The sequence below is a fragment of the Nonomuraea sp. NPDC049309 genome (assembly GCF_043196965.1).
Taxonomy (GTDB): Bacteria; Actinomycetota; Actinomycetes; order Streptosporangiales; family Streptosporangiaceae; genus Nonomuraea; species Nonomuraea fastidiosa.
Window position 1 is genome coordinate 231340 of the sequence record NZ_JBICSH010000002.1, and the last position, 11545, is coordinate 242884.

Below are 11545 nucleotides of genomic sequence, written 5' to 3' on the forward strand. Positions count from 1 at the left end.
GGCCGCGACCACAGTGAGCCGGTGACTTCCGTGCTGGCCACTATGACCGTTCCGTGGATCCCGGTCGCGCACCGCCTCGAGGTGATCGAGACCGTGGGCCTGCCCGACGGGCGGGTGACGTCGGCGTTCGCGTTCGTCTCCGACGCGGACGGCCGGACGCTCATGACGTGCGTCGACCGTGAGGGCCGCGGCTGGGACATCCCGGGCGGTCACCTGGAGCCGGGCGAGGACCCGGTCGAGGCGGCGGCCAGGGAGCTGTACGAGGAGACCGGGCTGCGCCTGCCGCCGTCCGCCCTGTCGGTCTTCGCCTGGCAGCGCATCGAACTGCTGGAGCCGCCGCCCGCCGGCTACCGCTATCCGCGGCTGGCGTACATGGTGATGTGCCGGGCCACGCTGCCGGGGCCCGGCGCGCCCACCAGCCCGCCCGCCGGGTCGGAGAGCACGCGGGCGGCCTGGCTCACCAAAGACGAGATCGACCGCCTCTGCGGGCCTCAGACCTGGTCGATGCTGCTTGAGGCGGTGCCGCTTGAGATCGTGCGGGCCCGTTCCAGGTCGGCGTCCGGCCGGTAGAGGCGTTCGGGGACGGTGGCCAGCGTGGAGCGGTGAACCCGGGGGCCGAGGCCGTACAGGTGCTGGAAGCTCATGATGAGCGGCCGCCAGGCGTCCGGGTCGATGCGATCGGCGGTGCCGGTCATGCGGACGTCCTCGTGCACCCAGACGCGCTGCACCCGCACCTCGAACGCGAGCACGCCGCCGTCATCGACGGGGTGGTGGCGCTCCAGCACGGCCTCCATGGCGACCGGGCACTCGGCCGCGCGGGGCGGTGCCACCGTCTCCGACCCGACCGGCGTGAGCCCGGCCCGGCCGAACTTGTCGCGGACGGTCCGGTAGCCCCGCCGCCGCTTGCCCTCAGGCACGGGGTCGGAACCGGTGGTGAGGGCCAGCCGGTCCACCGCGCCCGCGAGCGCGTCCGACGGCAGGTTCAGCACGCATTCGCGGGTCCGCAGCAGGTTCTCCGCGGTCTTGGCGCGCCGGCCCAGGCCGAGCACGGCCCGCCAGCCGAGCCAGAACGCCGACGACATGGGGGCCAGGTTGGGCGTGCCGTCCTCGTTCAGGGTGGAGATCAGGACGACGGGCGTGCCGAAGTACAGAATGTTCGGCTCGATCGCGGTGTGGGATCGGACGAGAGTGCTCATGGTCGCCCACTGTCGTACGTGCTCGCGCCGCGCGCTGGCGGCCATCGGACCTCGCGTTTCCGGGCTCGTCAGCCGCAGAACGTCTTGACGGCGATGCCCATGACCTCCTCCGTCGTCGGGTTGCGGGTCGAGGGGTTGAACGCCATGGTGAGCGACTTGCCGGAGTCGGAGCGGAAGGCGAACGTCAGGTAGCCGATCAGCTCGCCGCTGTGCCCCCACACGGTGCCGCACGGCAGCGTGTAGGCCTGCAGCCCCAGCCCGTAACCGAACCCGGCGCCCGTCTCGACGGTCGTGCGCATGGCGCGCAGCGACTCGGCGCTGGTCAGCCTGCCGCCGAGCAGCGCCGCCAGGAACCGCTCCAGGTCGGCCGCCGTCGAGATCATCTCGCCGGCCGCCCAGTCGAGCGAGGGGTTCATGCGGGTCGCGTCCACCAGCGTGCCGTTCACCGGCTCGTATCCCTTGGCGTGCGGCGACGGCAGGCCCGCGCGGTTCCCCGGCACCAGTGTGTGCCGCAGGCCGAGCGAGCGCAGGATGCGGCGCTCGATCTCCTTGCCGTACGGGCGTCCCGTCAGCTTCTCCACCAGCAGGCCGAGCACCACGTAGTTGGTGTTGGAGTAGTGCCACGTGCCGTCGTCCGGCAGCTTCTTCGCGAAGGCCACCTTCAGCAGGTCCTTCGGCCGGTACGAGCGGAACCTGGCCGCGCCGCGCCACCGGTTGGTGGAGTAGCCGGGCTCGCTCATGTAGTCGTACAGGTGGCTGGTGTGGTCGAGCAGCGCGCGGACGGTGATCTTCTTCCCGCCGGGCACCAGGCCGGGCAGATGGCGGTCGATGGGGTCGTCGAGGCGTACCTTGCCCTCATCCACGAGCTGGAGCACCACGGTGGCCACGAAGGTCTTGGTCACGCTGCCGATCCGGAAATACCCGTTCGGCGACACCTTGCCGCCGCGCCGCACGTCGCGCACGCCGGCGGCGCCCGTCCAGGTCTTGCCTCCGGCCGTGACACGGGCGAGCGCGGCCGTCGCGCCCTTGCCCTCGACGATCTTCTCCAGGTCGGCGCCCACCCCCGGGTTCGCCGTCGCCACGGTCGCCGCCACCAGCACGTTCATCAGCGTCTGCATCATGGGCCCCCACGCTAGGGACGGCCGGCTTGCGGCAGAATGCGGTGCGCCGTCCACTTCTCCTGCGGAAAACCGCAGGACGTGCCGCCGTCAGGGGCTGGCGCGGCCGCCCCCGCTGACGGATGCTCGGGCATGGGTGACTCACTGCTCTCGTACGCGTCCGGCGTCTCCGACGTGCCCCTGCTGGGCGAGACGATCGGGGCGAACCTGGAACGCACGGTGGCCCGGCATCCCGATAGGGAGGCGCTGGTGGAGATGGCCACCGGGCGGCGGTGGACGTACGCGGAGTTCGACGCCGCCGTGAACGAGGTGGCGCTCGGCCTGCTGGCGCGCGGCATCGCCAAGGGCGACCGGGTCGGCATCTGGGCGCCGAACTGCGCCGAGTGGGTGCTCACGCAGTACGCCACCGCCAAGATCGGCGCCATCCTGGTCAACGTCAACCCGGCGTACCGCGGCCACGAGCTGGACTACGTGGTCCGCCAGTCCGGCCTGCGGCTGATGATCAGCGCCGTTTCTCACAAGAGCAGCGACTACCGGGCGATGCTGGCCGAGATCGGGTTCGAGGCGGTGGTGTTCATCGGCGAACCCGGCTGGGACGAGCTGGTGGAGACGGGCCGCCGCGCCGATCCGGCCGCCCTGCGCGAGCGCGCCGCCACGCTGTCGTTCGACGACCCGATCAACATCCAGTACACCTCGGGCACGACCGGCTTCCCCAAGGGCGCGACGCTGTCGCACCACAACATCCTCAACAACGGCTACTTCGTCGGCGAGGGCGTCGGCTACACCGAGGCCGACCGGGTGTGCCTGCCGGTGCCGCTCTACCACTGCTTCGGCATGGTCATGGGCAACCTGGGCGCCACCTCGCACGGCGCCTGCATAGTGCTGCCCTCCGCCGGCTTCGACCCGGAGGCGACGCTGCGGGCGGTGCAGGACGAGCGGTGCACCTCCCTGTACGGCGTGCCGACCATGTTCATCGCCGAGCTGGGCCACCCGCGCTTCGCCGAGTACGACCTGTCGTCGCTGCGCACCGGCATCATGGCGGGCTCGCCGTGCCCGGTCGAGGTGATGAAGCGGGTGATCGGCGAGATGCACATGAGCGAGGTGGCGATCTGCTACGGCATGACCGAGACCTCCCCGGTGTCCACGATGACCCGGCGGGACGACGGGCTGGCCCGGCGTACCGAGACGGTCGGGCAGGTCATGCCACACCTGGAGGTCAAGATCGTGCATCCGGAGACGGGCCTCGCGGTGCCCCGGGGCGAGCCCGGCGAGCTGTGCACCCGCGGCTACTCGGTCATGCTCGGCTACTGGGACGAGCCGGACAAGACCGCCGAGGCCATCGACTCCGCCCGCTGGATGCACACCGGCGACCTCGCCACCATGGACGAGGAGGGCTACGTCAACATCGTCGGCCGCATCAAGGACATGGTGATCCGCGGCGGCGAGAACATCTACCCGCGCGAGGTCGAGGAGTACCTCTACACGCATCCGGACATCGAGGACGTCCAGGTGATCGGGGTGCCGGACGACAAGTACGGCGAGGAGCTGATGGCCTGGATCGTGCTGCGCCCCGGCGCGCCGCCGCTCACCGCCGAGGCGGTCAGGGAGTACTGCGCCGGGCGGCTCGCGCACTTCAAGATCCCCCGGTACGTGCACCTCGTGGACTCCTTCCCGATGACCGTCACCGGGAAGATCCGCAAGGTGGAGATGCGGGAGCAGGCGGTGAAGCTCCTCGGCCTGAGCGACGGCCACGTTTCCCGCTGACCCTCGGCCCGCCCGGACGCCCCGCCCCGCCGCTCCCGCCGGGCCCTGCCCGCTTCCGCCGGCACGTCCCCCTCGCTTCCACCGGACCCGCCCCCGCTCGCCGGGCCGGCTTCCGTCCGGCGCTCTCAGGCGGCGGTGTCCGTGTCGGGGGCGTAGCTGGTGAGGACGACGCCCGACGGCCAGACCTCGGACCTGATCAGCTTGAGCGGGTGCGCCGGCGTGTCCTCGAACAACCGCTGCCCCCGCCCGACCACGATCGGGTGGACGAGCAGATGCAGCTCGTCCAGCAGGCCGTTGGCGAGCAGCCACCGCACGGTCGTCGCCGACCCCGACATCTGCAGGTCGCCATCGGTCTGCTCCTTGAGCTCGCGCAGCCGGGCGGCGACGTCGCCGGAGATGATCGTCGTGCCTGCCCAGTCGGCCTTCTCCAGGGAGTTGGAGACGACGTACTTGCGCGCCGAGTTGAAGATCTCGGCGATCTCCTTGTCGGTGTCGGTGGTCGTCCAGTAGCTCGACCACTCGTCGTACAGCTTGCGGCCCATCAGGAACCCGGCCGCACTCTCCATCCCGGCCTGCACGAACGCGCCCATCTCATCGCTCCAGTACGGGAAGTGCCACTGGTCCGGCGACTCGACCACGCCGTCCACCGAGATGAAGAAGCTCGACACGATCTTGCCCATGGTCAGCCTCACTTCTGGTCAAGGGAAATCGTCGGTCCGGACGTACGAGGAGGCTAGGCGCTCCCGACCTGCCCGGTCTTGTACAGAAACGACAGCGCGCCGAGCCCCAGGTTCTCACGCGTGCGGACGGCACTTGACAGGAGTCCACCTCTTATGGCTCGATCAACTCGAACACAAGTTCGATTCATGCGAAGGGATTCCATGCGTTCCTCATCGTCGCGATTAATCCGGCTCGCCGCCCTGCCCTGCCTGGTCGCGGCCGTCGTGCTCGGGCTGCTCGCGCCGGCCGCCACGGCGGCCGCGAAGGCCAAGTCCACGATCAGATGGACGCTCCCCGCGAGCCCCACCGCGCTCGACGCCTTCACGCTGACCGGCCGCCTCAACCTGCCGGGCCTGGAGACGACCGGCCCCCGCCAGATCGTTATCTCGCGGGGGCTGCCCGGCGGCGAGCAGACGCCGATCGCCGAAGTCACCACCGCCGACGACGGCACGTTCAGCGTCACCGACGCGCCGCCGGTCGGCGGCTTCCTCTTCTACAGCGCGCGCTGGGCGGGGGACGACCTCTTCTTCGGTAGCGCGCGGACGATCGAGGTGCCGGTCTACCACCGCCGATCGGGATTCGTCTTCTCCGGCCCCGCTCAGGCCGTCGCCGGGCAGCCGTTCGAGATCTCCGTACGGCTGGACGGCTCGGGCCACGTGCCCACGTCGAACCCCACGGTGTGGGTGTACCGCGCCATCGACGACCTGCCGGTGGCCTCGCTCGGGACCGTGACGGTGGCGGACGACGGGACGTTCGCCATCACGGACACGCCCGAGATCGCCGGGCAGTACTCGTACCGGCTCAAATGGGGCGGAGACGCGACCTTTTCCGCCGCGATCGGCTCGCACGCGGTGACCGTGACGGAGCCGGCGGGCTGACCTCCGGCCGGGGCGGAACCGCCGTCACCACGACCACCGCGCTCGTGCGCGGTGGTCGTGCATGTGCCGGGGGCGCGGATGGTGACTAAGCGCATAGTCACCTCGTAGACTGCTCGTACGAGGACACTCGCGGCAGGGCCCCGACCAGGGGGCCGGCGGGCACCGCGGGCGGCATCGATACCACGCACTCGGAGGGGGGCGAGGGTCGCGGATGGCCCGACGGCAGGCCCGATTCACCGCGCAGGACTTGGCCGACGATCCCCGGCTGCGCGACCACTCGCCCGAGCTGTGGCGGCCGGACCTCGGGGAGGTGCAGCGCGGCCTGCTGTCGTCGGCGGTGCGCTGCTTCGCCGCCAACGGCTTCCACGCCACGACCACCCGCGACATCGCCGAGTGCGTGGGCCTCAGCCCGGCCGCGCTCTACGTGCACTTCCCGTCGAAGGAGCTGGTCCTGTTCGAGGTGATCAGGGCGGGGCACGAGCGGGTGCTCGAGCACATCAGGGACCCGGCGATCATGGAGATCGAGGGCTCGGCCGAGCGGCTGCGGGCGATCGTGTCGGCGTACACGGTGTGGCATGCCCGCCACCACGTGACCGCGCGGGTGTGCCAGATGGAGCTGAACCACCTGACGCCCGAGCACCACGACGCCCAGTTCGTCATCCGGCTGCCCGAGACGTGGAACGGCGGGCTGGTCGTCGCGGGCGCGCCCGGCAACCGCCGCCAGTACGCCAACGACTTCACGATCTCGGACTACGTGCTGGCCAAGGGCTACGCCTACGCCTCCACCGACAAGGGCAACGTGGACGCCGGCTTCTACCACGACGGCAAGCGGCCGGGAGACGCCATCCTGGAGTGGTACCGCAGGATGACCGAGGTGACCGTCGCCGCCAAGGCCACCGTGGCCCGCCACTACGGCAGGCAGCCGCGCAGGACGTACGCGATGGGCATCTCCAACGGCGGCCAGCTCGTCCGCTGGGCGCTGGAGAACCACCCCGAGCTGTACGACGGCGGCGTGGACTCCGAGGGCACCTACTGGCCGCCGGACAAGCGGCAGCGGAACGCGCTGACGTACCTGCCGGTGGCGCTGCGCGAGTACCCGAGATACCGGGACACCGGCGACGAGCAGGCGCACGCGGCGATGCTGAAGGCGGGCTTCGCCCCCGGCTCCGAGTTCCTGTGGGAGTTCAACTACACCGCCTTGTGGGACGACACCCAGCGCCGCTACCGCGAGGAGGTGGACCCGGGCTTCGACGGCGACCTCGACGCGGGCATCCCGTACTGCGAGAGCGGCACGCCCCACTGCGACGCCGACTACGACTACGCCTCCCGGCCGAAGAGCGTGCACGACGCGGTGAAGCGGGCCTCCCACTCGGGCCGCATCGGCAAGCCACTGCTCACCGTGCAGGGCACGCTCGACACGCTGCTGCCGATCGAGGTGCACGGCGACGCCTACGCCGACGCGATCCGCAAGCCGGGCCGCGGCGCGCTGCACCGCTACTACCGCATCGAGGGCGCCTCCCACCTCGACCTGGAGTACGACATGTTCCCCGACCGCATGCGGCCGCTGCTGCCGTGCATGCGGAGCGCGTTCGAGGCGCTGGAGCGCTGGGTGGACGGTCACCGGCAGCCGCCGCGCAGCGCCACCGTCCCCCGCCAGACCACCGGCGACGTGGTCAACACCTGCCCGCTCGGCTGACCAGCCCGTCCGCCACCGGCGCCGGCCCCGGTGCCGGTGGACCTCAACCCGCTGGGCATCACCGGCGGCCTCATCCTGCGCGGCCGAGCCCGCGGTACGGCCGAGTAGAGTCGGCGGCGTGGATCTTGCCGACACCTCCTCCCGGCTCGGGGTCCCGCTCGCGGACGTCGAGCGTGTGCACCGTCTCGCCGCCGACCTGCCCTCGGCGCCGCTGCCCGACAAGGCCCGCGCGCCGGAGCTCCTGGAGCGCCTCGCCGTACGCCCCGACGACGCCGCCGAGATCATGGAGGGCTGGCCCGACCCCGGTTCCCCGCTGTGGACCCCGGAGCTGCGCTGGCTGCTCGACCGCACGATCGCCCTGGTCCGCGCCGACCTCGGCGGCTACGGCTGGCTCGTGCCCGGCCCCGAGCTGCCCCGCGATCGCGGGCCCGCCTGGCGGCACCTGTACGTCTACGCCTACCTCGCCCTGGTCGGCGTCGTCCTCGACTACCACCGTGACCACGGCGTCCCCGAGCAGGTGTCCTGGACGACCCTCGCCGACCTGGGCCGCAACCTCGCCATCGACCGGCGGATGAACCGCGAGGGCTGGCCGGTCATGCAGGCGTGGCTGACCCTGCACGTACGCGGTGCCATCTACGAGCTCGGCAGGCTGCAGTTCCACCGCGGCGACGGCGCCATCAACCTGCACATCCCCGAGTCGGGGCCGCTGACGCCCGAGGCGGTGGCCGCCTCGCTCGACGAGGCCAGGACGTTCTTCCCGCGCCACTTCCCCGACGAGCACTACACGTCCTTCACCTGCGGCTCGTGGCTGCTCGACCCGCAGCTTCGCGAGTACCTTCCCGAGGACTCCAACATCGTGCGGTTCCAGAGCATGTTCGAGCTGGAGCCGTACAAGGAGCCCGAGGGGCTGGACGCCGACGTCGAGGTGATGCGGTTCGTGTTCCGCACGCTGAGCACGCCGCTCGACCGGTTGCCGCGCCGCACGGCGCTGCAGCGCGCGGTCATCGACCACCTCAAGGCCGGCCGCCACTGGCAGTGGCGCACCGGCAACTTCCCGATCTGAACCTGCGGGCGCCCGTCAGGTTACGAGGCCGTCAGGCGATGCGAGCGACCCTTGCGGCCGATTGAGGCCGTCACATGGCCGCAGCGGTGGAGAGCATGCGTGCATCCCGTCATCAGGGCCGGTCCTTCCGGCGAAGGGCCGGCCCCCGCAGGAAAAGGACGCACCATGACCGCGACCCCCGACGCGCCGGCCGGCGCGAACACCGTGAACCCGTTCATCATCACCGGCGACGCCGCCACGGTGATCGGCTTCATCGCCGACGTGTTCGGCGCGGAGGACGTACCCGAGGCCCGCACGCTCGACACGGACGGGCTCATCCTGCACTCCGAGCTCCGCCTGGGCGACTCGCTGCTGATGGTGGCCGACCGCAAGCCGGGCTGGCCGTTCACGCCGGCGTTCACCCGCGTGTACGTGGACGACGTCGAGGCCACCCTGGCCAGGGCGCAGGCGCGGGGAGCGCGCATCGTGACCCGCCCCACCGGCTTCTTCGGCGAGACGCTCGCCCGCTTCCAGGACCCCTCGGGGAACCTGTGGTGGGTGTGCCGGCACGACCCCCCCGGGGAGGATTCGTGGAGCGCGGAGTCCGGCGACGGCGCGGAGGACTGGTCCGGTTCCGGCACGCCGGAGCTGGAGTACGTCCACCGGACGCTGGTGGACACCATGAGCTCGCTCCGCGAACCCACGACCGGATGGCCGCGCCCGCTGTAGGGCGCAGATGCCGAAGATCGGCCGCCATCACCGCCTGCCCGGCGCCGTCCATGTGATCGACCTCACACCTCCCAGGGCTCACGCCCGGCGGCGGGCCTTCCGTCCGTGACGGTGTAAGCGCCCGGACAAGGGAGGACGAGATGGCATCCACGAAGCAGACGATCGTCGTGCTCGGCGGCGGATACACCGGCGTCATGTGCGCGATCCGGCTGGCCAGGCGCACGCGCCGCACCGGGGCCCGGGTGGTGCTGGTCAACCCCACTGATCGGTTCACCGAGCGGCTGCGGCTGCACCAGCTCGCCACCGGGCAGGAGCCGGCCGACCACCGCATCCCGGCGCTGCTGCGCGGCACCGGCGCCGAGTTCGTACGCGGCCGGGCCGTGCACATCGATCCTGACGAGCGCGAGGTGCGCATCGCGGACGGGCAAGGCGAGCGGACGCTGGGCTACGACTACCTGGTGTACGCGCTGGGCGGCGTCACCGACACCGGCGTGCCGGGGGTGGACGCGCACGCGTACACGCTGGACACCGCGGAGACGGCGGGCAGGTTCGCCGAGCGGCTGGCCGAGCTGGACCGGCGGGGCGGCGGCACGGTGGCGGTGGCCGGGTCGGGGCTGACGGGCGTCGAGTCGGCGGCCGAGATCGCGGAGAGCCATCCGAGGCTCCAGGTGGTGCTGCTCGGACGCGACGAGCCGGGCTCCATGATGGGGCCGAAGGCGCGGGGCTACCTGCGGCGGTCGCTGGACCGGCTCGGCGTGCAGGTGCGTACCGGGGTCAAGGTGACGAAGGCGCTGCCCGATGCGGTGGAGCTGGACGGCGGCGAGCTGCTGCCGGTGGACGCGCTGCTGTGGACCGCCGGCGTGGTGGGCGCGCCGCCGGCGCGCGAGTCCGGCCTGGAGGTCGACGCGCGGGGCCGGGTGGTGGTGGACGCGACCCTCGCCTCGGTCTCGCACCCGTCGGTGTACGCCGTCGGCGACGCCGCCGCGGTCCGTCAGTCGTGGGGCGAGCTGCACGGCACCTGCCAGAGCGGTCTCCCCACGGCCGTGCACGCCGCCGACGCCATCGCCCGCAGGCTGCGCGGCGGGAAGCCGCGGGCGTTCCGGTTCGGGTACCTGCATCAGCCCACCAGCCTGGGCCGCCGCGACGCGGTCATCCAGTTCACCCGCCCGGACGACTCGCCGGGCCGGTGGTACCTGACGGGGCGGGTGGCGGCGGCGTACAAGGAGGCGGTGACGAGCAGCCCGGCCAAGATCTACCGCCTGTCGCGGTGGCTCACCATCCCGGCGCGGGCCATGTCCCGCACCGGCGGCCGCGCCAACCGGCCTCGCTGACGGGCGTGAAGGGCGTGCGCGGAGATCGTAGGGACGACGATCCCGGCGGCGCCGCCTGTCACCTTCCAGGGACCAGCCCGGCGAGCTTGTCCGGGTTGCTGATGAGGTGGATCGTGTGGACGGCCCCGTCCACCAGGTGGAGGGTGACCGCGGCGACCGGCGTCGTGCCCGAGTAGATGACGATGCCGGGGCCGCCGTTGACGTCCGCGATCTCCGAACGCGGGTCGGGCGGCATGCGGCCCGCGAACGTCACCAGCGCGCGTGCCACCAGCTCCAGGCCCACGATGGCCTTGCGCGGCGCGGGCGCCTTGCCGCCGCCGTCGCTGACCAGCGTCACCTCGGGCGCGAGCACGGCCATGAGCCCGGCCAGGTCGCCGCCCGCCGCCGCGGCGATGAAGCGCTGGGTCACCTCGACCATCCTGGCCCGGTCGGTGTCGTATTTGACGCGCCGCCGCTCGACGTGCTCGCGGGCGCGGCGCGCGGTCTGGCGTACGGACGCCTCACTGCGCCCGACCATCCCCGCGATCTCCGTGTACGGGTACCCGAACGCCTCGTGCAGCACGAACACCGCCCGCTCCAGCGGCGACAGCGACTCCAGCAGCACCAGCACGGCCGTCGAGACGGTGTCGTCGAAGGCGACCTTCTCGGAGACGTCGGGCGTGGTGAGCACGGGCTCGGGCAGCCAGGGCCCGACGTACTCCTCGCGCCTGGCCTGAGCGCTGCGCAGCCGGTCGATCGCCACGCGGGTCACCACCCGCACGAGGTACGCCTCGGGGTCGGCCACCTCGCCGGGGTCCACGGACGACCAGCGCAGCCAGGCGTCCTGCACGACGTCCTCGGCGTCGCCGACCCGGCCGAGCATGCGGTAGGCGATCGCGAAGAGGCGGCCGCGATGCTCGCCGAAGACCCGGCCCGCCTCGGACAGGTCGGCCTCGGTCACCTCAGACGCCTCCGCTCACCAGAGCCGGACATGTCGCTCGACCCCTCGCCTTCGAGGTCGGAGCCCGATGCTAGTGCATGCGCCGGCCACGAACGCACCAAGCCCGGGTGCGTATATCAGGCAAGGTAAGA

General features: G+C 71.8%; 11 protein-coding genes. 7 read left to right on the forward strand and 4 right to left on the reverse strand.

Annotated features, from left to right (window positions below):
• Window positions 1–21: 21 nt before the first annotated feature.
• Complete coding sequence (locus ACGFIM_RS14900) at window positions 22–570, forward strand: NUDIX hydrolase (protein WP_393200230.1); 549 nt, start codon at window positions 22–24, stop codon at window positions 568–570.
• Here the strand turns inward: ACGFIM_RS14900 and ACGFIM_RS14905 are convergent.
• Together ACGFIM_RS14905 and ACGFIM_RS14910 are read right to left on the reverse strand one after the other, a co-directional pair.
• The gene (locus ACGFIM_RS14905) at window positions 492–1196 is read right to left on the reverse strand and encodes a flavin reductase family protein (protein ID WP_393200232.1); all 705 of its coding nucleotides are present in this window, start codon (window positions 1194–1196) and stop codon (window positions 492–494) included. The two genes, ACGFIM_RS14900 and ACGFIM_RS14905, sit on opposite strands and share 79 nt — an antisense overlap.
• Before the next feature lie 68 nt (window positions 1197–1264).
• Window positions 1265–2317 (reverse strand): serine hydrolase domain-containing protein, encoded by a 1053-nt coding sequence (locus ACGFIM_RS14910; RefSeq protein ID WP_393200234.1) that lies wholly within the window; start codon window positions 2315–2317, stop codon window positions 1265–1267.
• Window positions 2318–2446: 129 nt separating this feature from the next.
• Here ACGFIM_RS14910 and ACGFIM_RS14915 point away from each other — a divergent pair, with 129 nt between their 5' ends.
• On the forward strand, window positions 2447–4078 hold the full coding sequence (locus ACGFIM_RS14915) for an AMP-binding protein (RefSeq protein ID WP_393200236.1): 1632 nt from the start codon (window positions 2447–2449) through the stop codon (window positions 4076–4078).
• Between the two features lie 125 nt (window positions 4079–4203).
• Here ACGFIM_RS14915 and ACGFIM_RS14920 read toward each other — a convergent pair whose 3' ends face one another.
• Window positions 4204–4758: a dihydrofolate reductase family protein gene (locus ACGFIM_RS14920; protein WP_393200238.1), complete on the reverse strand. Its 555-nt coding sequence runs from the start codon at window positions 4756–4758 to the stop codon at window positions 4204–4206.
• A gap of 201 nt (window positions 4759–4959) precedes the next feature.
• On the opposite strand from ACGFIM_RS14920, the gene ACGFIM_RS14925 reads away from it, so the two are divergent.
• From ACGFIM_RS14925 to ACGFIM_RS14945, 5 genes are all read left to right on the forward strand, one after another.
• Window positions 4960–5676: a hypothetical protein gene (locus ACGFIM_RS14925; RefSeq protein ID WP_393200240.1), complete on the forward strand. Its 717-nt coding sequence runs from the start codon at window positions 4960–4962 to the stop codon at window positions 5674–5676.
• A 211-nt stretch (window positions 5677–5887) separates the two neighbouring features.
• On the forward strand, window positions 5888–7372 hold the full coding sequence (locus ACGFIM_RS14930; RefSeq protein ID WP_393200242.1) for a tannase/feruloyl esterase family alpha/beta hydrolase: 1485 nt from the start codon (window positions 5888–5890) through the stop codon (window positions 7370–7372).
• A gap of 118 nt (window positions 7373–7490) precedes the next feature.
• Window positions 7491–8435 (forward strand): acyltransferase domain-containing protein, encoded by a 945-nt coding sequence (locus tag ACGFIM_RS14935; RefSeq protein WP_393200244.1) that lies wholly within the window; start codon window positions 7491–7493, stop codon window positions 8433–8435.
• Between the two features lie 165 nt (window positions 8436–8600).
• Window positions 8601–9143: a VOC family protein gene (locus tag ACGFIM_RS14940; RefSeq protein WP_393200246.1), complete on the forward strand. Its 543-nt coding sequence runs from the start codon at window positions 8601–8603 to the stop codon at window positions 9141–9143.
• A 140-nt stretch (window positions 9144–9283) separates the two neighbouring features.
• A complete protein-coding gene (locus tag ACGFIM_RS14945) occupies window positions 9284–10474 on the forward strand; it encodes an NAD(P)/FAD-dependent oxidoreductase (protein WP_393200248.1) in 1191 nt (396 codons plus the stop codon).
• 58 nt (window positions 10475–10532) lie between these two features.
• Here the strand turns inward: ACGFIM_RS14945 and ACGFIM_RS14950 are convergent, their stop codons facing one another.
• Entirely contained in the window at window positions 10533–11414 is an 882-nt protein-coding gene (locus ACGFIM_RS14950) for an RNA polymerase sigma-70 factor (RefSeq protein WP_393200250.1), read from the reverse strand.
• Between the last annotated feature and the right edge of the window lie 131 nt (window positions 11415–11545).